The sequence below is a fragment of the Streptomyces niveiscabiei genome (assembly GCF_001419795.1).
Lineage (GTDB): Bacteria > Actinomycetota > Actinomycetes > Streptomycetales > Streptomycetaceae > Streptomyces > Streptomyces niveiscabiei.
The window spans coordinates 822-23,210 of sequence record NZ_LIRL01000484.1; the positions used below are offsets into that span (position 1 = coordinate 822).

At 68.8% G+C, this 22,389-nt stretch carries 22 protein-coding genes and 1 pseudogene; 17 read left to right on the top strand and 6 right to left on the bottom strand.

Annotated features, from left to right (window positions below; genetic code table 11):
- Positions 1–448 (top strand): TetR/AcrR family transcriptional regulator (locus AOK24_RS23190; RefSeq protein WP_240554070.1); only part of this gene is annotated, 448 nt, incomplete at its 5' end.
- A 99-nt stretch (positions 449–547) separates the two neighbouring features.
- Here AOK24_RS23190 and AOK24_RS46240 read toward each other — a convergent pair.
- Entirely contained in the window at positions 548–1,750 is a 1,203-nt protein-coding gene (locus AOK24_RS46240; RefSeq protein ID WP_079056945.1) for a helix-turn-helix transcriptional regulator, read from the bottom strand.
- Between the two features lie 188 nt (positions 1,751–1,938).
- Between AOK24_RS46240 and AOK24_RS23195 the strand changes: the two genes are divergently transcribed.
- The 7 genes from AOK24_RS23195 to glxA all read left to right on the top strand — a co-directional run bounded on the left by AOK24_RS23195 (position 1,939) and on the right by glxA (position 8,017).
- A complete protein-coding gene (locus AOK24_RS23195) occupies positions 1,939–2,175 on the top strand; it encodes a hypothetical protein (RefSeq protein ID WP_055721996.1) in 237 nt (78 codons plus the stop codon).
- A complete protein-coding gene (locus tag AOK24_RS46245) occupies positions 2,172–2,402 on the top strand; it encodes a hypothetical protein (protein WP_079056946.1) in 231 nt (76 codons plus the stop codon). Before AOK24_RS23195 ends, AOK24_RS46245 begins: the two co-directional genes overlap by 4 nt.
- On the top strand, positions 2,389–2,580 hold the full coding sequence (locus AOK24_RS23200; protein WP_055721997.1) for a hypothetical protein: 192 nt from the start codon (positions 2,389–2,391) through the stop codon (positions 2,578–2,580). Before AOK24_RS46245 ends, AOK24_RS23200 begins: the two co-directional genes overlap by 14 nt.
- A 179-nt stretch (positions 2,581–2,759) precedes the next feature.
- Positions 2,760–3,659, top strand: a complete 900-nt coding sequence (locus AOK24_RS23205) for a radical SAM/SPASM domain-containing protein (protein ID WP_079056947.1) — start codon at positions 2,760–2,762, stop codon at positions 3,657–3,659.
- Positions 3,660–3,686: 27 nt separating this feature from the next.
- Positions 3,687–4,034 carry a hypothetical protein gene (locus AOK24_RS23210; RefSeq protein WP_055721998.1) on the top strand — a complete coding sequence of 116 codons (348 nt, stop codon included), beginning with the start codon at positions 3,687–3,689 and terminating at the stop codon, positions 4,032–4,034.
- 264 nt (positions 4,035–4,298) lie between these two features.
- Positions 4,299–6,065: a glycosyltransferase family 2 protein gene (locus AOK24_RS23215; protein ID WP_055721999.1), complete on the top strand. Its 1,767-nt coding sequence runs from the start codon at positions 4,299–4,301 to the stop codon at positions 6,063–6,065.
- A gap of 2 nt (positions 6,066–6,067) precedes the next feature.
- The gene (glxA, locus tag AOK24_RS23220; RefSeq protein WP_055722000.1) at positions 6,068–8,017 is read left to right on the top strand and encodes a radical copper oxidase GlxA; all 1,950 of its coding nucleotides are present in this window, start codon (positions 6,068–6,070) and stop codon (positions 8,015–8,017) included.
- A 7-nt stretch (positions 8,018–8,024) separates the two neighbouring features.
- On the opposite strand, the gene AOK24_RS23225 is transcribed toward glxA, so the two are convergent.
- Positions 8,025–9,020 (bottom strand): glycoside hydrolase family 6 protein, encoded by a 996-nt coding sequence (locus AOK24_RS23225; RefSeq protein ID WP_055722001.1) that lies wholly within the window; start codon positions 9,018–9,020, stop codon positions 8,025–8,027.
- 194 nt (positions 9,021–9,214) lie between these two features.
- On the opposite strand from AOK24_RS23225, the gene AOK24_RS23230 reads away from it, so the two are divergent.
- The gene (locus AOK24_RS23230; protein ID WP_055722002.1) at positions 9,215–9,724 is read left to right on the top strand and encodes a MarR family winged helix-turn-helix transcriptional regulator; all 510 of its coding nucleotides are present in this window, start codon (positions 9,215–9,217) and stop codon (positions 9,722–9,724) included.
- A 43-nt stretch (positions 9,725–9,767) separates the two neighbouring features.
- On the top strand, positions 9,768–10,106 hold the full coding sequence (locus tag AOK24_RS23235; protein ID WP_055722003.1) for a DUF3817 domain-containing protein: 339 nt from the start codon (positions 9,768–9,770) through the stop codon (positions 10,104–10,106).
- Positions 10,107–10,127: 21 nt separating this feature from the next.
- Here AOK24_RS23235 and AOK24_RS23240 read toward each other — a convergent pair whose 3' ends face one another.
- Positions 10,128–10,760, bottom strand: coding sequence for a TetR/AcrR family transcriptional regulator (locus tag AOK24_RS23240; RefSeq protein WP_055722004.1), 633 nt, complete (start codon positions 10,758–10,760; stop codon positions 10,128–10,130).
- A gap of 429 nt (positions 10,761–11,189) precedes the next feature.
- Between AOK24_RS23240 and AOK24_RS23245 the strand changes: the two genes are divergently transcribed.
- From AOK24_RS23245 to AOK24_RS23265, 6 genes and pseudogenes are all read left to right on the top strand, one after another.
- Positions 11,190–12,167: a tetratricopeptide repeat protein gene (locus AOK24_RS23245; RefSeq protein WP_055722005.1), complete on the top strand. Its 978-nt coding sequence runs from the start codon at positions 11,190–11,192 to the stop codon at positions 12,165–12,167.
- A gap of 626 nt (positions 12,168–12,793) precedes the next feature.
- On the top strand, positions 12,794–13,468 hold the full coding sequence (locus tag AOK24_RS23250) for a DUF6230 family protein (protein WP_055722014.1): 675 nt from the start codon (positions 12,794–12,796) through the stop codon (positions 13,466–13,468).
- A gap of 129 nt (positions 13,469–13,597) precedes the next feature.
- A complete protein-coding gene (locus tag AOK24_RS23255) occupies positions 13,598–14,149 on the top strand; it encodes a DUF6114 domain-containing protein (protein ID WP_055722006.1) in 552 nt (183 codons plus the stop codon).
- Positions 14,139–15,497: a hypothetical protein gene (locus AOK24_RS23260; RefSeq protein ID WP_055722007.1), complete on the top strand. Its 1,359-nt coding sequence runs from the start codon at positions 14,139–14,141 to the stop codon at positions 15,495–15,497. The genes AOK24_RS23255 and AOK24_RS23260 overlap by 11 nt, the downstream gene beginning before the upstream one ends.
- 255 nt (positions 15,498–15,752) lie before the next feature.
- Positions 15,753–16,040: pseudogene (locus tag AOK24_RS51035) on the top strand (polymorphic toxin type 27 domain-containing protein); the annotation flags it as partial.
- Positions 15,958–16,371, top strand: a complete 414-nt coding sequence (locus AOK24_RS23265; protein ID WP_055722008.1) for a hypothetical protein — start codon at positions 15,958–15,960, stop codon at positions 16,369–16,371. The pseudogene AOK24_RS51035 and the gene AOK24_RS23265, both read left to right, overlap by 83 nt.
- A gap of 59 nt (positions 16,372–16,430) precedes the next feature.
- Here the strand turns inward: AOK24_RS23265 and pyk are convergent, their stop codons facing one another.
- From pyk to pta, 3 genes are all read right to left on the bottom strand, one after another.
- Positions 16,431–17,861: a pyruvate kinase gene (gene pyk / locus AOK24_RS23270; RefSeq protein ID WP_055722009.1), complete on the bottom strand. Its 1,431-nt coding sequence runs from the start codon at positions 17,859–17,861 to the stop codon at positions 16,431–16,433.
- A gap of 73 nt (positions 17,862–17,934) precedes the next feature.
- A complete protein-coding gene (locus tag AOK24_RS23275) occupies positions 17,935–19,170 on the bottom strand; it encodes an acetate kinase (RefSeq protein WP_055722010.1) in 1,236 nt (411 codons plus the stop codon).
- A complete protein-coding gene (pta, locus tag AOK24_RS23280; RefSeq protein WP_055722011.1) occupies positions 19,167–21,257 on the bottom strand; it encodes a phosphate acetyltransferase in 2,091 nt (696 codons plus the stop codon). Before pta ends, AOK24_RS23275 begins: the two co-directional genes overlap by 4 nt.
- Positions 21,258–21,538: 281 nt before the next feature.
- Here pta and AOK24_RS23285 point away from each other — a divergent pair.
- Positions 21,539–22,389: ATP-dependent 6-phosphofructokinase (locus AOK24_RS23285; RefSeq protein ID WP_055722012.1), on the top strand; the 851-nt coding region annotated here is incomplete at its 3' end.

Consider the following 22,389-nt stretch of genomic DNA (forward strand, 5'->3'; position numbering starts at 1 on the left):
CTCCCGGTACCGGGAGCGGTTCGAGGAGGTGGAGTCGCTGTCCGGACTCCTCGCGCTGGGGCGGGAGATCCACGCGGCCGAACAGGAGTTCGGGCACGTCGCCCGACTGGGACAGCTGCTCGCGGGCGCGCAGACACACCCCGCCCTCGGGCCGGCCACGGCCGCGGGCCTCGACCTGTGGATCGTCGAGATCGAGAAGGTGCTGCGGCGAGTGCTCGGGGGGACGCCGTTCGGCGAGTTCACGGACCCTGCGGGGCTGGCGCGGGCAGTGGCCGCTTCGTTCGTGGGGATCGAGCTGTACGAGGGGGTGGACGGGGAGGGCGCGGCATCGGCGTTGGGTGCGCTGGAGCAACTGGGGTTGCTGGTGGGGGCGTTGGAGGAGCTGGGGCCGATTTCTCAGCGGGCTGTGCGGCAGTATTTGCGGCGAACTTCGCGGCAGGAGCGGTGAGTTGCGGCAGTCTCAACGCCTCGCCATGCGTGGCTATGTGGTCAGGCAGCCGACCAAGCGCACATGCTCTTTGCGCAACGTTCTCCCTGGAATGGAAATTTAATTATTCAGGCCTTCGTATGCTTCGCGAAGGTCTTTCGCCTCTGGTAGGGATCGGCGTTCTACAGCGGCAACGACTTCCAACGCACGCCAGTGATTTGAAGGGACGACACGGCCACTTAGTATGGCTTTCTGGACTGCGTCGCACGCTTCGTCAAGACGATTCTCGTTCAACAAGACAAGCGCGAGATCGATATTCGCCGAGGCTACCCTACGGGGCCATTTCAGGAAATCGCCGGACGGACTCAATTGAGTGATCACTTCTCGCGCGTAAGGCTCTGCTGCTGAATCACCAAGCCAGGCAAGAGTGGTAGCCGTGTACGAGAGGGCTTTCGCTGGGTCGTACTGGTAGTGATGCTCCTTCGGGTGAAGGGGGGAACCCAGCGAATCGGATAGGGCTTGTACCCGGTTGATTGCGGTGTAGGTTTCAGTGCGATTACACAAACGGGCCTGCGCTCGCCCCTCTTGGGCTGTGGCTTGGATCAGGGCTGAAGTTCCAGGAGGGGCAATTGATTGCGCGATTCGAGAAAGCTCAACTGCACGGTTGTAATCTCCATCCGTGAGTACGCGCCAAGCATTCGTTTCGAAGCACCAAGCTTCGATCTCCGGATGCTCGGCTTCTCTTGAAAGAGCCACCGCTGTCTGAAGGCGGGCCACGGCAGCAGCATCGTCCTTCAGATCGATATGCAGAGTGGCTGCAAAAAGCGAGAACCATCCGCCGACCAGGAGAAGTCTCCGGTGTTCGGAGAGCGTCTTTTTTCCGTCAAGTAGATGCGCTACGTAAGAGATATGGCGCCTAGATTTGTCTAGTAGTACTTGCGGTGGCGTCGTCGGATAGGCCATGGCCAACTCGTCAAACGAACGCTCAAGTCGAATCAGGGTCTCCCGCCCTACATCGCTTGCCTGGACTCGACGGGCCAATTCCCAAGCTTCCATCTCGTCATCTTGGGGTTCAGCGTTGGAAGTCCATGAGCCGACAGTTTCGACAGGTCGCACATCGAGCGTAAGGAGTTCTTCGAGATCTTTTGAAGTGACCTCTAGAAGCTTCGCGATTTTGGGTCGTTGGTGTGGCTGCGGATCACCTACGCCGCTTTCCCACCGCTGCACCGTGCTGGTAGCCACCCTCAGCTCCTCAGCGAAGCTTTCTTGAGTGAAACCGCGTGCCTTGCGGCGTGCGGCTAGCTGGGTCCGCCTGCCTGCCATGCCCGTTCTCCGTCCGGCTTGACATCCTCCCTGGTCAGGTTACCCGGCGCGGTCAAAGTGCGGTTCAAATGCGGTGAAGACGCTGTGGTGTTGCAGGTCGCTGAAGAGAAGCGTGGGACGACGCAAAGGCCCCCGCACCGTGCGACCGGCCGGGGGCATGGCCACCAACCACGTGGAGGTTGACGACAGTGCCCAACGGTACAAGCGAAAAGCCCGAACAGCCGTACCCCCAGGACTTCATCAAGCCCGAGATCATCGGCGACTGTGCCGATTGCGAGGCGTACGTGGGCGAGTGGTTCAGGCGCATGGTCCGGAAGACGGAGAACGGCGAGCTGAGCAACGACTACGACCCCTCGGCCGCCAGTGACGCGGCCGTGTTGTGGAAGCGCCACGCGGCTGAGGCGCACAGCGAGGTGACCCCGTGAGGTGGCCCAACGCCCGCGTGAGCGCCCTTGGTCAGCCTCAGCTCGTCCGGCTCCTGGACGGCACGGAAGAGGCAGACGCGTCGCCGCTGACGGACTGGCGAACCGAGTATGGCGGTGTCCGCAACGTCCGGACCGGTGAGGTCGAACTCCCCACGCCGGCTTTCGCCCCCTGCCCCTACGAGAACTGTCCCGACTGCAAGCGGGAGGCGGCCCATGGTGACCGCTGAGCACATCGGGAAGACCGTCACGGACGGCGTGCGTACCGGCGTCCTCATGGCCATCTGCGAGGACGTGGACGAGAACCAGCTTCCCGCATACCAGAAGCCGATTCTCATGGCATGGGTACGGCCCGAACGCGGCGGTATCGAGTGGAACGCGCGGCCGTCCGCGCTGGAACTCGCATGAGGGCCGTGTGCACCGTCGTGGTTGTTCTGGCCGCGGCCGTGTGGACCCTCGTCGTGGCGTGGGCCGTGGTCCGGTTCACCGCCTGATCCACCCTCAAACGACCCCGCCCGCTGTGTCATTCCCCCGAGACCGGCGGGCGGGGTCTTTTCCGGTCCAACCCAACCTGTAAGGAGGACAGGATGGCCGTTGCTGAAAACCCGCTCACCTTCGCGTGGTTAGAGGTGACAGGGCTCTGCAACGAATTCTGTGACCACTGCTACGCGGACAGCGGGCCCAAGGGGACGCACGGAACCATGACCGTGAAGGACTGGGTGCGCGTCATCTCGGAACTCTCCGAAATCGGTGCGTGTGACGTTCAGTTCATCGGCGGGGAACCGACCTTGTATCCGTACCTCCCCGCGCTGATCCGGCACGCGCACGCGTCCGGTCTGTCCGTCGAGATCTTCTCGAACATGACCCACATCCGCGCTGAACTGTGGGACGTGATCCGCGAGTGCGAAGTGAAGATGGCCACCTCGTACTACTCCGACAGCGCTGAGAAGCACGACGCCGTGACCAACCTCCGAGGCTCCCACAAACGTACCCGGGCCAACATCGAAAAGGCGCTGAGCCTCGGTGTTCAGATCCGGGGCGGAGTCGTCGCCGTGCAGACCGGACAGCGCGTGTTCGAAGCGACACAGGATTTGCTGAGCCTCGGAGTCGAACAGGTCGGCGCAGACCGTATCCGCGCCTTTGGCCGGGGAGGCAACGGAGCGGCGCCGACCGTCGCTGATCTCTGCGGCCACTGTGCTCACGAGAAGTGCGCGATCGGTCCGGACGGCAACGTGTGGCCCTGTGTTCTCGGGCGCTTCCTGTCCATCGGGAACGTACGGGAATCGCCCCTGTCCGAAGTCTGGGGCGGCCCCCGCATGGGAGAGGTGCTGGCGGAGATCCGCGCTGTCCTGGGCGATGGAGCACAGTCCTGCACACCCCCTCAGTTCCTGCCCATGTGCGGCCCCTGCGGCCCGTGGCCGCCGTCTGTAGGTCACTGTGACCCCAGTGAGGCTGACAACCCGGCTACGCTCGGCACGCCTGTTTAGTTCGCCTCGATGATCAGGAGCGCGCACATGGACGACCACGGAGACGACTTCGGGCCGTGGGGCTGGGAGAGCAACAGCACCGCAGTGCATCGGACCGAAGAGGAATGGGCGATGATCGCTCGCTATGTTCGGCACGCGGCGAACAAGCTGAGCCCGGGACTTCCGCTGTGTCTTCCCGGTGAGCCTCAGGAATGTGGTCGTCCCGCTCAGCAACACGTACTGGCGTGGTCGGCGTATCTCAAGGCTGTGGCGCACCACCTGATCGAGCAGTCCACGCCGAGTGAAGCGCGGGGAGCGCACGCGGTCGGCCCGCTGTACCAAAGGAGGCTGGCCGACCTGCGAGCCCGCGACGGCTCGGAGACTGTGTCGCCCTGATCGGTGCACCTCGGCAACGGCCCTGCCCGTGCGTCTCTTCACGGCGTACGGACGGGGTTTTTCTGTGTTCGCTGGTGAGCTGGTCCCCCGTTCGGTGAAAGTCCCACCGTTGGGCGTAACTCCCACCCGCCTGGCCCCACCCCGTTCGACAGTGTCCGATATGTCCATTTTCGTGTGGGTATCGGCCCATCGGGTTCGGCGCGGCACGAACCACGTCAGCACGAACCCCCGGGCCTCGACCACTCCCACTTCTTGGAGGGCGTTGTGCGGCCTGAGGGCTACGACTACGACACCCACAGCAGGCTGGCCGGGCCGCTCACGGAGCCGGCCGCGTCGTACCGGGTGCAGTACATATCGCTGCTCTCCCGCGAGCCCCACCGAATACGCGCCATCCTGCTGATGAGCCTCGCGCCGGTGCTGACGGCGCTGCTGCTCGTGTATCTCGTGTGGCCCAGCCACTGGGTGGAGCGCGAGGGCGGGGACGAGTGGATGGTCGGCCTCGACATCGCGATGCTCATAGCGATCGGCCTGATCGAGCTGTTCATGGTCGTCAACGTCGCGTCGGTGGCGCACGCGACCCTGGTCGCCCGGGACCCCGTACCCGTCATACCGGAGAGCGGTACCCGCGTCGCGTTCCTGACGACGTACGTGCCCGGCCGGGAGCCCCTCGCGATGGTGCGGGCGACCCTCGAAGGCGCCGTACGGATCCACCACCGAGGGCCCCTGGACGTGTGGCTCCTCGACGAGGGGGACGACGGGCAGGCCAAGGCGCTCTGCGCGGAGCTGGGGGTGCGGCACTTCACGCGCAAGGGTGTTCCGGAGTGGAACCGGGCCAAGGGGGTGCACAAGGCGCGGACCAAGCACGGCAACTACAACGCCTGGATCGCCGCGCACGGCGACGAGTACGACTTCTTCGCCTCCGTCGACACCGACCACGTACCCCACCCGGACTACCTCGAACGGATGATGGGCTACTTCCGGGACCCGGACGTCGCGTTCGTCGTAGGACCCCAGGTGTACGGGAACTACCACCATCCGGTGACGAAGGCCGCCGAGTCGCAGCAGTTCCTCTTCCACGCGCTGATCCAGCGCGCGGGCAACCGCTACCGGGCGCCGATGTTCGTCGGCACCAACAACGTCGTACGGATCGCGGCCGTGAAGCAGATCGGCGGGCTGTACGACTCGATCACCGAGGACATGGCGACCGGGTTCGAACTGCACCGGCGGCGCAACCCGGCGACCGGGCGCAAGTGGCGGTCGGTGTACACGCCGGACGTGCTGGCCGTCGGAGAGGGCCCCGCGTCCTGGACGGACTTCTTCACGCAGCAGATGCGGTGGTCGCGCGGGACCTACGAGACGCTGTTCAAGCAGTACTGGAAGGCGCCGTTCACGATGCCTCCGGGGCGGCTGTTCTCGTACACGATGATGCTGGTCTACTACCCGATGACGGCCGTCAACTGGCTGCTCGGCATGGTGAGTTGCGTGCTGTTCCTGTGGTTCGGCGCGTCCGGCACCCAGGTCGCCGCGTCCGTGTGGCTGATGCTGTACAGCGACGCCGCCGCCCTCCAGATCGGCCTGTACCTCTGGAACCGGCGCCACAACGTCTCCCCGCACGAACCCGAGGGCTCCGGCGGGCTCGCCGGGATGGGCATGTCGGCCCTCTCCGCGCCGATCTACCTCAAGTCCTTCGGCGCGGCCCTGCTGCGCCGCCCCAGCCGGTTCGTCGTCACCCCGAAGGGCGCGGGCGTCAGCGCCGACCGGCTCATGACGTTCCGCATCCACCTCTTCTGGGCGGCCGTCCTCATCGCGTCCCTCGCCGCCTCCGCCGTCCTCGGCCACACCCACGTCGCCATGCGCACCTGGGCGGTCCTCGCGACGGCGATCTCCCTGGCGCCGCTCGCGGTGTGGATCGGCACGGGGGTGCGGGAGCGGCTCACCCGGCCCCGTACCCGTAGCTCTCTGGTGGCAGAGGCACCCGCCGTCGAACCCGCCCTCGCCCCCGTCTCCGGCACCCCGACAGGAGGCAACTAGCCATGGCCTTCCCGCAGAAGACCAAGAAGACCGTCCTGGGCATCGGCGGCGTCGCCATCCTCGCGAGCCTGAACGCGCCCGCCGCGCTGGACTTCGTCGGCGAGCAGTACCACGCGTACAAGATCGCCCAGCCCGAGTACCGGGCCAAGTACGGCAGTTGGGCCCAGGTCGACATCCCCGAGCAGTACCGCACCAACGCGATCCACGCGGCGCTGCTGCACACCGGGAAGGTCCTCATCGTCGCCGGGTCCGGCAACGAGCAGAAGAAGTTCGACGCCGGGTCCTTCGACACGGTGCTGTGGGACCCGAAGGCGAACACCTTCAAGAAGATCCCCACCCCGGAGGACTTCTTCTGCTCCGGGCACGCCCAACTCCCCGACGGGCGGCTCTTGGTGGCGGGCGGGACGGCCCGCTACGAACTCCTCGACGGCGAGGTCCGGCGGGCCGCGGGCGGGATGCGCGTCAAGAACGAGAACCCCGACAAACCCATGGTCCTCAAGAAGGGCACCCGCTTCCGCTCGCCGTCCGGCGTCGAGTACGTCAGCAAGTTCGACGTCACCGTGCCCAAGGCCAAACGCGACTTCAAGGTGACGTACAACCGGCGCGGCGTCATGCAGCCCTGGCAGACGCGGGTCACCGCGAGCGAGGTCCGCGTCTTCGTCGAGGCCGCCGAGAGCGGGCCCATGTCCGTCACCGAGAAGCGTGCCCAGTACGAGATCGTCGGGCTCACCGGCAAGGACGCGGACAACACGTACGGGCTCAGCGAGAAGATCACCCTCGACAAGCAGGACTTCCAAGGCATCCGCGCCGCCTACGAGTTCGACCCCGTCGCCGAGCGGTACGTCCCCGTCGACCCGATGGCCAAGGCCCGCTGGTACCCGACGCTCGTCGGGCTCGACGACGGGCGCGTCCTCGCGGTCTCCGGGCTCGACGACGTCGGCGTGGTCGACCCCGGGGACAACGAGATCTACGACCCGCGCACCAAGAAGTGGACGCCGGGGCCCAAGCGGTACTTCCCCACCTATCCGGCGCTGTTCCTCACCAAGGGCGGGAAGCTGTTCTACCCCGCCTCCAACGCCGGGTACGGGCCCGCCGACCAGGGGCGCGAGCCGGGGCTCTGGGACCTGAAGACCAACACGTTCCGGAAGGTGCCGGGGCTCAAGGACGCGGACGCGACGGAGACTTCGGCGTCCGTGCTGCTGCCTCCGGCGCAGGACCAGAAGGTGATGATCCTCGGGGGCGGGGGAGTGGGGGAGTCGAAGAAGTCGACGTCCCGGACGGCCGTGGTGGACCTCAAGGAGGACAACCCGGTCTTCAAGGACGGGCCCAACCTGCCGCAAGGGACCCGGTACTTGAACAGCGTCATCATGCCGGACGACACCGTCTTCACCTCCAACGGCTCCTCCGACTACCGGGGGCGCAGCGCCAGCAACATCCTCAAGGCGCAGTTCTACGACCCCAAGGGCAACGTCTTCCGGGAGGCCGCCGAACCCGTCGTCGGCCGCAACTACCACTCCGAGGCCCTGCTGCTGCCCGACGGGCGGGTCGCGACCTTCGGCTCCGATCCTCTCTACGACGATCAACAGAACACGAAACTCGGGCACTTCGAGCAGCGCATGGAGGTCTTCACGCCGCCCGCGCTGCACAAGAACGGCAAGGACCGGCCCGTCCTCGACGACGGCCCCGGGCTGCTGCCCGACGACCGCAAGGTCACCTACCGCACCGACCGTCCCGAGCGGATCGTCTCCGCCCGGCTGATGCGGCCCAGCGCCGTCACCCACACCACCGACGTCGAACAGCGGTCCATCGCGCTGGAGTTGACGAAGGAGGGGCGGGCCGTCACGTTCACCGTCCCGGACGACCCCGCGCTGGTGCCGCCCGGCTGGTACATGCTGTTCGCGACGGACGCGGCGGGGACACCGTCGGAGGCGAAGTGGATCCAGGTCAAGTGAGCGGAATTCACCGCGAGTTGCGCGCCAGTTCCAACGCGTACGCCGGCCACCACTGGCCCGCGTCCGGGCCGCCCTCGCAGGTGCCGTCCGACTCACCCGGCCGCTTGATCCACAGGTAGGCATCCAGAGCGGGTTCCCCGGTTTCGGTGGTCGGCCGGGTGCCCAGGGCCCGCCCCGGAGGGTTGCACCACACCCCCGGGAGCGGGCCGTTGCCGTTGCGGCTGGTGTCGACCACGAAGTGTTTTCCGCCCAGTTGGGCGGAGAGGTCGAGGCCGTAGCGCTTGACCGCGTCGTCCGGCTGGAAGTTGGAGACGTTCAGGGCGAAGCCGTCGGCCGCGTCGACGCCGGACCGCTTCAGCGGCTCGACCAGCTTTCCGGGCTCGCGGATCCAGGACGGGTTGCCGGCGTCCAAGTACACCTTCGTACCCGGCTGTTGCTTCAGCCGGGTGATCGCCGCCGCCAGCAGCTGCTCGCGCTCGTCGTGGTACTCACCCGGCGTACACCCGTCCACGATGTGCGCGACCGCGTCCGGCTCCAGGACCACCAGCGCCTTCGCGTCCCCGATCGCCGAGGCGAACCTGCCGATCCACGCGAGGTAGGCGCCGCCGTCCGCCGCGCCGCCCGCCGAGTGCTGGCCGCAGTCGCGGTGGGGGATGTCGTACGCGACGAACAGCGCCGTACGGCCGTCGCGGGACGCCGCGGCCGTCGCCGCGGTCACCGCAGGGCCGGGGTCGATCTCGCCGGCCGGCCACAGGGCCACGGGCTGGTCGGCGATCCTGCGCAGCAGCTCCGCGTCCGAGTCGCGGCCCTCGCGCCGCCACAGCTGGATCTGCCGGGCGGCGTTGCTGTCGGGGTCCACCCAGAAGGGGTTCTTCCCGGCGGCGCGCTTCGGGGGTTTCACCACCGACGCCTCCTCGGCCGTGGGGGAGGAGGAGCAGGCGGCGGTGGGGGAGAGGAGGGCGAGGGCGACGAGGGCGACGAGTGCGTGGGCTGGACGGGACATGCCGCTCCCTGCGAACGGGGGGTGGGGGACCCTCGTTGCATAACGCGTAAAAGGTGACCCACCAAGCCGAACCGCCGCCCGCCCGGGGAACATCGCTCAGGAAGCGGTTCCCTGCACTGTTCCCGGCGCTGCTCCCGGCCCGGTGCGTGAGACGTGGCAGACCAGAATGTGACCGGCGGGTAGGGTCTGATGCCGTGCCGAAGCCCCTCAGTCTCCCCTTCGACCCCATCGCCCGCGCGGACGAGCTCTGGAAGCAGCGGTGGGGGAGCGTGCCGTCCATGGCCGCGATCACCTCGATCATGCGGGCCCAGCAGATCCTGCTGGCCGAGGTCGACGCGGTGGTGAAACCGTACGGGTTGACGTTCGCGCGCTACGAGGCCCTGGTCCTGCTGAACTTCTCCAGAGCCGGCGAACTCCCCATGTCCAAGATCGGCGAACGCCTCATGGTCCACCCCACCTCGGTCACCAACACGGTCGACCGCCTGGTGAAGTCCGGCCTCGTCGCCAAACGCCCCAACCCCAACGACGGCCGCGGCACCCTCGCGTCCATCACCGACAAGGGCCGCGAAGTCGTCGACACCGCCACCCGCGACCTCATGGCGATGGACTTCGGCCTCGGCGTCTACGACGCGGAGGAATGCGCGGAGATCTTCGCCATGCTGCGCCCCCTGCGCGTGGCCTCGGGCGACTTCCAGGAGGAGTGACCCGGAGGAAGATCCGCCCGCCGGGCTGGTTACGCTCGAACGCATGAAAAAGAGCGTGCTGACCCGCTACCGCGTCATGGCCTACGTCACCGGTGTCCTGCTGGTCCTGCTGACCCTCGGTGTCATCGGCAAGTACGTGTTCGAGATGGACGGCGCGGACGGCTTCACGTCGGTCGTCGGTATCGCGCACGGCTGGCTCTACATCATCTACCTCGTCTTCGCCTTCGACCTCGGCTCCAAGGCGAAGTGGCCGGTCAAGAAGCAGCTGTGGGTCCTGCTCGCCGGCACCATCCCCACGGCGGCGTTCTTCGTCGAGCGCAAGGTCAGCCACGAACTGGAGTCCCAGCTGACCGAGGGGGCGCCGGCCGCTGCCAAGGTGTGACACCGGGCGTCCGCGCGTCCCTCACGGCTGCCCGCCTCCCGTCGCCGCGGGCAGTCCGCCCAGCAGCAGGCGGGCGAAACTCTGGACCCATGCCTCGTTCACCGGTTCCGCGCTGACGAGGGTGCGGTGGACGACCGCTCCGGCGACGACGTCGAAGATGAGGTCGGCCGTGTCCGTGGCGTGCTCGCTGTCGGGCTCGCGGGGGATCTCGCCGCGCGCCTGGGCGCGGGCGCGGCCCTCCAGGACGAGGCGTTTCTGGCGGTCGACGATGGACCCGCGGATCCGGGCGCGCAGCGCCTCGTCCCGGGTCGATTCCGCGACGACGGCCATCAGCCCGCTCTTGGCCTCCGGCCGCGCCAGGATCGCCGCGAACTGGAGGACCACTCCCTCGATGTCCGCGGTGAGGCTGCCCCGGTCGGGCAGGCGGAGTTCGTCGAAGAGTTCGGCGACGGCGTCGACGACGAGTTCGTTCTTGCCGGTCCAGCGGCGGTAGAGGGTGGTTTTCGCGACGCCGGCCCGGGTGGCGACGTCCCCCAGCGTGAGTTTGGACCAGCCCAGGTCCACCAGCGCCTCCCGCGTCGCGGCCAGGATCGCGGCGTCCGCGGTGGCGCTGCGCGGACGGCCCGGGCGGGGGGCGGGGCTGCGGCTCTGCATCGGACGACCATAGCGGCCGGTTCCGGCGACCATGGCGGCTGGTTCCGGGCGGCCGGCCCCCGCGCCGTAATTCGGTGGAGCCCTGTGAACGGCCCAGGCGAAGATTGTGGAGTCGTGAGGGAGATCACCGGGAAGGACTCCCGCGAGGCGCACGGCGCGCATTACGCTACGGGTCGTAGCGAAAGCTCGGCAGGGCCCCGGCACGGCACGCGACGGACGTACGCGAGCGGTGCGGGACCGGAGGTCCGGACGGCACGCGGGGTGGGGACCCGGCGGCGTACGGCGGACCGCTCGGGCTTTCGGCAGCTACGGCGGTTGTGGGACCGGTGGGCGCCTGCCCGCGAACCCGCCGGGGCAAACGCGCCCCCGGCGTAACGAGGCTCACGGACCGCTTTTCGCACAGGCGCCGGCTCGGGGGAGGATAGACGCATGCAGCCACGGAACATGTCCATGAGCGGAGTCGTCGACCTCGCCGCGGTGAAGGCGGCCCAGGAGGCCAAGGCGAAGGCGGAGCAGGCGCGCGCCGAAACGGCCCGCCAGGGCGGCGCGGGGGCGATCTCCCCGGCCGACCTCGTGATCGACGTCGACGAGGCCGGGTTCGAGAGCCAGGTCATCCAGCGGTCCGCCGAGGTCGCGGTCGTCATCGACTTCTGGGCCGAGTGGTGCCAGCCCTGCAAGCAGCTCAGCCCGATTCTTGAGCGCCTCGCGGTCGAGTACGACGGCAGGATCCTGCTCGCCAAGATCGACGTCGACGCCAACCAGATGCTGATGCAGCAGTTCGGCATCCAGGGCATCCCGGCCGTCTTCGCCGTGGTCGCGGGCCAGGCGCTCCCCCTCTTCCAGGGCGCCGCCCCCGAGGCGCAGATCCGCCAGACCCTCGACCAGCTCGTCCAGGTCGCCGAGGAGCGCTTCGGCATCACGGGCCTGTCGGTCGACCCGGACGCGGAGCCCGGCGCGGCCCCCGCGACGCCGGTGGAGGCCCCGGCGGGGCCGTACGACGGTCTGCTCGCCGCCGCCGTCGAGGCGCTGGACGCCGGGGACCTGGGCGGCGCCGTACGGGCGTACCAGAACGTGCTGGCCGACGACCCGGGCAACGAGGAGGCCAAACTCGGGCTCGCGCAGGCCGAGTTGCTCCAGCGCGTCCAGGGCCTCGACCCGCAGGCCGTCCGCCGGGACGCGGCCGAGAAGCCGGGCGACGCGGCGGCCCAGCTCGCCGCCGCCGACCTGGATCTGGTGGGCGGTCACGTCGACGACGCGTTCGGGCGGCTCATCGAGACGGTCCGGCGCACGGTCGGTGACGACCGGGACGCCGTACGGGTCCGGCTGCTCGAACTCTTCGAGGTGATCGGCCCCGACGACCCCCGGGTCGCGGGGGCGCGGCGGGCGCTGGCCCGGGCGCTGTTCTGACCAGTCGCTAAACCCGCCGGTACCGAGGGACCGGAGTGAAAGTTCGGTCGGCTGGACGCTTTTGCGGCCACGCTTTGCCAAATCTTGGTAAACGTGGCCGCTGTTACTTCCAGTAAGTCGGGGCTGTTGGTCTGCCGGACTCTGTCCCACTGTCAAGCGATTTGTCCTGGGCAAGGATGTCGCGCTCGGTCGCCGGTCGAGACCTGTGGGTCGTCGGACGGTTATCCGGCCGTTACTAGCCAGTAACGAACCCCCTTGTGCGGGCGGCGAGAATGCACCACGATCGGCGACGCTCGGTCCATTCCCGTTCCCCGGCAGCCGGTCGGGACACGGGCCTGATGGGTCCCCACCGGGCAGAGCCGACGGCGACGTCGCCGGCTCTTGAGGGCAGGGGGGTCTTCGCCCGCGGGCGGAGCCTGTCCGGCAAGGTTGCGCGTGATGCGTGTCAGGCGCGACCGAGTGGTAGTCGCTCGGGGGTGATCGCCGGTGATTTCAGGCGCGGTTCGCGCTTCCGAGCACAGGCGCTCCCCTTCCCGAGGACGTAGCACTTCTCCCATCCCTGCCCGTCCGAGCCGCCGTCCACGGGGCTCGTCGGAGCGGGATGTACGTCCGAGAAGGAGGAAATGATGGAGTCCCAGGTGCGTGGCGGGACCAGATGGAAGCGGTTCGCTGTGGTGATGGTGCCCAGCGTCGCCGCCACGGCGTGTATAGGCGTGGCCCTGGCTCAGGGCGCGCTCGCGGCGTCGTTCAGCGTTTCGGGTCAGTCGTTCAAGGTCAAGGCCGACGAACTGGACGGCCAGGGCTTCAGCCAGTACGGCGCGATCGATTCGGGGTACACCCTCACCGGTCAAAAGGCCTCTCACCCGGTGGCGGTCTCGTCGTTCAAGTCGGCGACGATCAAGAACCTGTGCCAGTCGGTCGTGACCCCGAACATCCCGGTCATCGGGTCGGTCACCCTGACGCTCAGGGCGGGTGACAGCCCGGACAAGAAGGACCAGGTGTCCGCGGACAACCTGTTCATCGATGTCGCCGACCTCGAGACCACGAGCGCGAAGTTCGGGAGCATCGACATCGGTGTTGCCGCCGGTGACACCGGCAACCCTGACAAGGGTGGCAAGAGCACCGGCATGAAGGGCGGCAAGGAGCAGGCCAACCCGTACGGCTTCGCTCAGCAGGCCGACACCGCGGTGCTGACCGGTGTGAAGCAGACGGCGTGGGCGACCACTGCCGGAACCTTCACGTTGCCCAAGCTGAAGATGAAGCTTGCCCTCGGTTCGGGCCCCGACGTCGAGTGCTTCTAGGCGTGAGGTGACGGGCGGGAGTGCCTTCGGGCTCTCCCGCCCGTCCCACTCTCTCGCTGAATTCACACTCCCCTCGCAAACGCGACACCACGTTCACCACAGCAAAGCCGCACCAGGGAGCTGTTTTCCATGAGCGCCATCTCTGCCGACCCCGGCCTTTTCGCCCGAGGGAGGTCGCGGTTCAAGGTCTGGCGGGGCACCCGGCCGTTCTGGGCGGGCCTCTACGTCATGCTCAGCGGTTTTCCGATCATGTACTTCCCGTACGCGCATGTGCGGATCGGTCATCTGACGGTGGCGATGGCCACCACCGCGGGCGCCGGCTCCCTGATCATCGGGGTGCTGCTCGTCACCCTGGGGATCAGCCTCTGGTTCCAGCAGCACATCCGTACGTTCGCTGGTGTCGCCGCGATCCTGCTGGCCCTGGTCTCCCTCCCGGTCTCCAACTTCGGCGGCTTCGTCGTGGGCTTCCTGCTCGCCATGTTCGGTGGCGCGATGGCCGTGTCGTGGGCGCCGGGCAAGCCGCAGGAGGAGGCCGTGGCCGAGGAGGGCGAGCCGGTCGCCGACGGGGCGCCGCAGGCCGTCGCGGACGTGCCGGAGCCGCGCGGCGAGATCGGCGAGCCGAAGGACCTGTCAGGAACGAGCCCGGCCAACGGGGCGAACGGGAGGCGCAGTGCCGACTGACGAGGGCACCCACGGGGTGGACGCCGACGCGTCTCGGGAGAGAACCGGACCGCGCCACGCGGCCCCCAGGAAGCCGCTGCTCGCGCGGCTGCACGTGCCGGCGGGCAAGGCGATAGCCCTGGCCGCGATGCCGACGGTCCTCGTGGGGATGGGACTCACGTCGACGCTGGCGCGGGCCGAGGGACAGCAGCCGGTCTCCTCCTCGAAGAGCATGACGGCCGAGGAGTACCAGGCCTGCGTCGAGGCCATGGCGAAGGACCCGGACGCGTCGCCTTCGCCGTCCGCGAGCGAGTCCTCGAAGGACGAGAACGACGAGAAGAAGGACGAGGCTTCCGGGAAGGACTCGACGGCCTCGGATTCGGGTTCCGGCGAGAAGGGTTCGGGCGGGTCCGAGGAGAAGGGGTCCGACGACAAGGTGGCCTCGCCCTCCCCGGCGCCGTCCGCTTCCGACGGCAAGACCGAGGAGTCCGGCGGGGGCGCCGCCGCCTCGCCGAGCCCGTCGCCGTCGGCCTCCGACCCCGCGTCCGGTTCCGAGGAGTCCAAGGGGCTCCTGGAGTCCATCGGGGACGCGATCACGGACGTGTTCACCGGGGGCAACGGCAGCGGCGCCGGCTCCACGCCGTCCGCGAGCCCGAGCCCGTCGGCCACGCCGAGCGCGGACAGCGGTGCGGGCGCGAAGAAGGAGACGACGGAGAAGGCCGGCGAGGACGCCGCGAAGGAGTCCCCGGCGGCGGACGACAAGGCGTCTCCGTCCCCCTCGCCGTCCGCGAGCGAGTCGTCCGGGTCCGACGACGACAAGAAGGACGAGAAGGACGACGAGAAGGAGGCCGACGCCTCCCCGAGCCCCTCGCCCAGCGCGAGCACGAACCTGGACGACTGCCCGGCGGCCACGGACGACGAGGTGGGCGGCGTCGACAACAAGATGCGCCTGCCGGACGACCCCTGGTACCTCAACGCGAGCGGCCTCACCCTCAAGGGCGCCGACTACCAGGGCATCGTCAAGGTCAAGACCGCCAACGGCACCGTCAAGGAGGTGCTGAAGTACGTCATCTCCGACGGGACCGACATCGACGACCTGCACCAGACGGTCATCGACAAGCAGGCGGGCAAGACGTACCACGTCAAGGGCGCGAAGGGCTCCAAGTCCACGATCACCGGCGGCGACACGATCATGTACACCGAGAGCATCTCCGGCAACCTCTTCGGCCTGCTCCCGGTCACCTTCAGCCCCAAGAGCCCGCCCCCGCTGAACATCCCCTGGATCTACTTCAGCAACGTCAAGGTCACCCAGGCCGGCCAGTTCGGCGGCACCCTGACCATCCCCGGCATGTCGCAGTCGATCACCTGACCGCCCGAACCCCTCCGGGAGCCGCACACGAGTGATGGCCCGGTTCTCCTCGAATTCGCCGGGGGAGCCGGGCCATCACTCTTTGTCGGGCTCATGATCATTTTGTAGAGGGGTGTTCACGTTCCTCGACCGGCCGCTGCGCAAGGCGGCCGGAGTCATGGCCGTCCTGGCCGTGACCGCGGCCGTCGCACTCACCACCACCCGGACCGGACCCGCTGTTCGCGCGGGACCGGAACGGCCGCCTGTAGGAAGGCATCCGGAGCGGAGTCGACGGAGGACAGGGGAATGGGGGTGCGTGCCCTCTGGACCGTCGGTGTCGAACGTGCGGTGGCCGACCCCGATGTCGAACTGGCGGTGACCCTGGACGGTGTGCAGGGGGCAAGGACGGCGGACGAGGCGCTGGAGGCGCTTTCTGCAACGGCGAGCCGATACCGGAGTGACGGGAAGAGAGGGCGCAGGCATGGCGGATCTTGTCCGCGAGGGTCGGCTGTTTCGTGTCGTGGGATTCAATCCGTCGCACCGGCAGCTCTACCTCGCCAGTGAGGCGCTGGCGATCGACCGGACCACGACTCGTGTCGAGGTGTACATCGGGCATGTCGAGCTGATGCTCCTCAAGCCCTTCTACCGGGACGGCGTCCATGTCCGGCGGGCCTCTCCCGAAGAGTTCGCCGTTCTGCGGGAGAGGCACAGGCTTGAGGCGGCTGACGCCGAGTACACCTGGATGCTGGAGCCCGACGGAGACAGCTTCGTCGTCGGCGGGAGACCGAGCTGGCGGGAGGCCGAGTACGAGGTGATGGGCGATCGGGAGGCTCTGTACGACGCCTCGCTGCCCTGGCCGCCCGAGTTCCCCGCGCGGTGGGGGACCGTCGGCTGAAACCACTGAGGGCGCCCCCCGTCCAACGGGGGGCGCCCTCAGTGTCGTTCAGGCCGGGATCACTCCGTCGGGGTGCCCGCGATGTGGTGGACGCGGAGCATGTTCGTGGTGCCGGGGACGCCGGGAGGGGAGCCGGCGGTGATGATGACCGTGTCGCCGGGGGTGAAGCGGTTGATCTTGGCGATCTCCTGGTCGACCATCTCGACCATTTCGTCGGTGCTGTTGACGAAGGGGACCACGTGGGACTCGACGCCCCAGCTCAGGGTGAGCTGGTTGCGGGTGTTCTCGTCGGTGGTGAAGGCGATGATCGGCTGCTGGGCGCGGTAGCGCGAGAGGCGGCGGGCGGTGTCGCCGGACTGCGTGAAGGCGACGAGGCCGCGGCCCCCGAGGAAGTCGGCGATCTCGCAGGCCGCGCGGGCGACGGAACCACCCTGCGTGCGCGGCTTCTTGCCGGGGACGAGGGGCTGGAGGCCCTTGGAGAGCAGCTCCTGCTCGGCGGCGGTGACGATCTTCGACATCGTCTTGACGGTCTCGATCGGGTACGCGCCGACGGAGGACTCGGCGGACAGCATGACCGCGTCCGCCCCGTCGAGGATCGCGTTGGCGACGTCGGACGCCTCCGCGCGGGTCGGCCGGGAGTTGGTGATCATCGACTCCATCATCTGGGTCGCGACGATCACCGGCTTCGCGTTGCGCCGGCACAGCTCGATGAGCCGCTTCTGCACCATGGGGACCTTCTCGAGCGGGTACTCGACGGCGAGGTCGCCCCGCGCGACCATCACGCCGTCGAACGCCATCACGACGTCCTCCATGTTCTCCACCGCCTGCGGCTTCTCCACCTTGGCGATGACGGGGACGCGGCGCCCCTCCTCGTCCATCACGCGGTGGACGTCGGCGACGTCCTTCGCGTCGCGGACGAAGGACAGCGCGACCATGTCGCAGCCCATGCGCAGCGCGAAGCGCAGGTCCTCGATGTCCTTGTCGGACAGCGCGGGCACGTTCACCGCGGCGCCCGGCAGGTTGATGCCCTTGTGGTCGGAGATGACGCCGCCCTCGACGACGGTCGTCCGGACCCGGGGCCCGTCCACCGCGAGGACCTTCAGCTCGACGTTCCCGTCGTTGATGAGGATCTGGTCGCCGGGCGCCACGTCACCGGGCAGGCCCTTGTACGTCGTACCGCAGATCGTCTTGTCGCCCGGGACGTCCTCGGCGGTGATGGTGAACTCGTCACCGCGCACCAGCTCGACGGGGCCCTCGGCGAAGGTCTCCAGGCGGATCTTGGGGCCCTGGAGGTCGGCGAGGACGCCGATCGCGCGGCCGGCCTCCTTGGAGGCGGCGCGGACCCGGTCGTACCGGCCCTGGTGCTCGGCGTGGGAGCCGTGGCTGAAGTTGAAACGGGCCACGTTCATGCCGGCCTCGATCAGCGACACCAGCTGGTCGTGGGAGTCGACCGCGGGGCCGAGAGTACAGACGATTTTCGAACGGCGCATGAGTCGATCCTATCGGTTTGTTTCGCTACGGAATATTCCGTCTGGCGGAATGTACAAATGGGCGGGTTCGCGCTCAGTTGCCTACCGACGGGTCCGGATTTCCCGCACCGGATCCGACGACGGCATACGTCTGTGTCGCTATCTCCAGTTCCTCGTCCGTCGGCACGACGGCCACCGCCACCCGCGCGCCCTCCGGCGAGATCAGCCGCGCCGCACCGCCGCGTACGGCGTTGCGCGCCGGGTCCACCGCGAGGCCGAGCCCCTCCAGGCCCGCCAGCGCCGCCGCCCGCACCTCCGCCGCGTTCTCCCCGACCCCGGCCGTGAACGCGACAGCGTCGACCTTTCCGAGCACCGCGTAATACGCCCCGATGTACTTCTTCAGACGGTGGACGTAGATCTCGAAGGCGAGTTCCGCCGCCTGGTCGCCCGCGTCGATACGCCGCCGGATCTCCCGCATGTCGTTGTCGCCGCAGAGCCCGACGAGCCCACTCCTCTTGTTGAGGAGAGTGTCGATGTCGTCCGTGGACATTCCGCCAACCCGCGCCAAATGGAAGATGACGGCCGGGTCCAGGTCACCGGAACGCGTACCCATCACGAGCCCCTCCAAAGGCGTCAGCCCCATCGAGGTGTCCACGCACCGCCCGCCCCGCACGGCGGACGCCGACGCCCCGTTGCCCAGGTGCAGCACGATCACGTTCACCTCCTCCGGCGCCTTCCCCAGCAGCTCGGCCGTCGCCCGGGACACGTACGCGTGCGACGTCCCGTGGAAGCCGTAGCGGCGGATGCGGTGCTCGTCCGCCGTCGCCACGTCGATCGCGTACCGGGCCGCCGACTCCGGCATCGTCGTGTGGAACGCCGTGTCGAAGACGGCGACCTGCGGGAGGTCCGGGCGCAGCGCCTGGGCCGTGCGGATGCCCGTCAGGTTCGCCGGGTTGTGCAGCGGGGCGACCGGGATGAGGCGCTCGATCTCCGCGAGCACCACGTCGTCGATCACCGTCGGCTTCGTGAACGTCTGGCCGCCGTGCACCACGCGGTGGCCGATCGCCGCCAGCTCGGGGGAGTCGAGGCCCAGGCCGTCCGCCGCCAGCTCCTCGGCGACGGACTTCAGCGCCGCCCCGTGGTCCGGGATCGGGCCGGTGCGCTCGCGCGTGACGTCGCTCGTCAGGTCCGTGTGCTTCAGGCGGGACGTCTCCTCGCCGATCCGCTCCACCAGGCCCGTCGCCAGACGGCTGCCGTCGGCCATGTCGAGGAGCTGGTACTTGACCGACGAGGAGCCGGAGTTGAGGACGAGGACACGGGTCGCGGTCACTGGGCTGCCTTCTCTGCGAGCGGGGTCTGGGCCTGGATCGCCGTGATGGCGACGGTGTTGACGATGTCCTGGACCAGCGCGCCCCGGGACAGGTCGTTGACCGGCTTGCGCAGCCCCTGGAGGACGGGCCCGACCGCGATCGCGCCGGCCGACCGCTGCACCGCCTTGTACGTGTTGTTCCCGGTGTTGAGGTCCGGGAAGATCAGCACCGTCGCCTGCCCCGCCACCTCCGAACCGGGCAGCTTGGTCGCAGCGACGGACGGCTCCACCGCCGCGTCGTACTGGATCGGCCCCTCGATCTTCAGGTCGGGCCGGCGCGCGCGCACCAGCTCGGTCGCCGCGCGGACCTTGTCGACGTCCGCGCCCGAACCGGACGTCCCCGTCGAGTACGACAGCATCGCGATCCGGGGTTCCACACCGAACTGCGACGCCGTCGCCGCCGCCTGGATCGCGATGTCCGCGAGCTGCTCGGCGTCCGGGTCGGGGTTCACCGCGCAGTCGCCGTACACCAGGACCTTGTCGGCCAGGCACATGAAGAAGACGGACGACACGATCGACGCGTCCGGCTTCGTCTTGATGATCTCGAAGGACGGGCGGATCGTCGCCGCCGTGGAGTGGACCGAGCCGGAGACCATGCCGTCGGCCAGGCCCTCCTTCACCATCAGCGTGCCGAAGTAGTTGACGTCCGAGACGACGTCGTACGCCAGCTCGGCCGTCACGCCCTTGTGCGCGCGCAGGGACGCGTACGTCTCGGCGAAGGCGTCGCGCAGCTCGCTCTTCGCCGGGTCGATCAGCTGGGCGTCGCCGAGGTCGATGCCCAGGTCGGCGGCCTTCTTGCGGATCTGGTCGACCGGGCCCAGGAGCGTCAGGTCGCACACCGCGCGGCGCAGCAGGACCTCCGCCGCGTGCAGGACGCGCTCCTCCGTGCCCTCCGGGAGGACGACGCGGCGCCGGTCCGAGCGGGCCTGCTCCAGGAGCTTGTGCTCGAACATCATCGGCGTCACGCGGTCGCTGCTCGGGGCGGAGACGCGGGTGAGCAGGTCGGCGGTGTCGACGTACCGCTCGAACAGGCCGAGCGCCGTCTCCGCCTTGCGCGGGGTGGCCGCGCCGAGCTTGCCCTCCAGGGAGAAGAGCTGCTCGGCGGTCGGGAAGCTGGTGCCCCGCACGGACAGCACCGGCGTACCCGGCGCGAGGCGCGCGGCCAGCGTCAGGATGTGCTCGTCCGGCACCTCGTCCAGCGTCAGCAGCACGCCCGCGATCGGCGGGGTACCGGCGCTGTGCGCGGCCAGCGCGCCGACGACCAGGTCCGCGCGGTCGCCCGGCGTCACCACCAGGCACCCCGGGGTCAGGGCAGCGAGGAAGTTCGGCAGCATCGCGCCGCCGAAGACGAAACCGAGCGCGTCGCGGGCGAGCCCCGAGTCGTCGCCCAGCAAGACCCGCGCGCCCAGCGCGTGCTGCACCTGGGAGACCGTCGGCGCGGAGAGCGCCGGCTCGTCCGGCAGGACGTGACACGGCACCGGGAGCCTGTTCGCGAGGCGGTCCGCTATCTCGTCCCGGTCCTCGCGGGCCACCCTGTTCACAACCATCGCCAGGACGTCGCAGCCCAGGCCGTCGTACGCGCGGAACGCGTTGTGGGTCTCCGCGCGCACCGACTCCGCGGTCTGGCGCCGGCCGCCGACCACCGGGATCACCGAGGCGCCGAACTCGTTCGCCAGGCGGGCGTTCAGCGACAGCTCGTCCGGGAACTGGGTGTCCGCGTAGTCCGTGCCGAGGACCAGGACGACGTCGTACTCCCGGGCGACCTTGTGGAAGCGGTCCACCAGCGTCGACACCAGCTCGTCCGTGCCCCGCTCGGCCTGGAGCGTCGACGCCTCGTGGTAGTCCATGCCGTACACCGACGACGGGTCCTGCGCCAGGCGGTAGCGGGCGCGCAGGAGCTCGAAGAGGCGGTCCGGGCCGTCGTGGACCAGCGGGCGGAACACGCCCACGCGGTCCACCTGGCGGGTCAGCAGCTCCATGACCCCCAGCTCGACGACCTGGCGGCCGTCGCCGCGGTCGATCCCGGTCACGTACACGCTGCGCGTCACCCGTCGTCTCCGTTTCCTGTCGGTCCTGTGCTGCCGTGAGTCCTGTGCTGCCGTGATTCGTGCTCTTGTGAGGGGATCGTTCCGAGCGGCCCGATCGGTTCACCGAAAATCGCCCATAGGGGTGAGCAGAACCCTCTTGACAATACCCTCGGCGCTGGATAAGACGCCCGCCAGTGCCCAGGGAGGCCGGGGGGACGTGGTGGCTCTTTCGTGCACACAGCGGCATGAAAGAATCGAAGAAGTCTCATCGGTACCCATCAGCGAGCAGGAGACACAGCACGATGCGCATCGGAGTACTCACAGCGGGCGGCGACTGCCCCGGCCTGAACGCAGTGATCCGGTCGGTCGTGCACCGGGCGATCGACAACTACGGCGACGAGGTCATCGGCTTCGAGGACGGCTACTCCGGCCTCCTCGACGGCCGCTACCGCGCCCTCGACCTGGAGTCCGTCAGCGGCATCCTCGCCCTCGGCGGCACCATCCTCGGCTCGTCCCGCCTGGAGCGCGACCGCCTGCGCGAGGCGTGCGAGAACGCCTCCGACATGATCCACGAGTTCGGCATCGACGCGCTCATCCCCATCGGCGGCGAAGGCACGCTGACGGCCGCGCGGATGCTGTCCGACGCCGGCCTTCCCGTCGTCGGCGTACCGAAAACCATCGACAACGACATCTCCTCCACCGACCGCACCTTCGGCTTCGACACCGCCGTCGGCGTCGCCACGGAGGCGATGGACCGCCTGAAGACCACCGCCGAGTCCCACCAGCGCGTCATGGTCGTCGAGGTCATGGGCCGGCACGCCGGGTGGATCGCCCTCGAATCCGGCATGGCCGCCGGCGCGCACGGCATCTGCCTCCCCGAGCGGCCCTTCGACCCCGCCGACCTCGTCAAGATGGTCGAGGAGCGCTTCGCGCGCGGCAAGAAGTTCGCCGTCATCTGCGTCGCCGAGGGCGCCCACCCCGCCGAGGGCTCCATGGACTACGGCAAGGGCGCCATCGACCAGTTCGGCCACGAACGCTTCCAGGGCATCGGTACGGCGCTCGCGCGCGAGCTGGAGCGGCGGCTCGGCAAGGAGGCGCGGCCGGTGATCCTCGGGCACGTGCAGCGTGGGGGCACCCCCACCGCGTACGACCG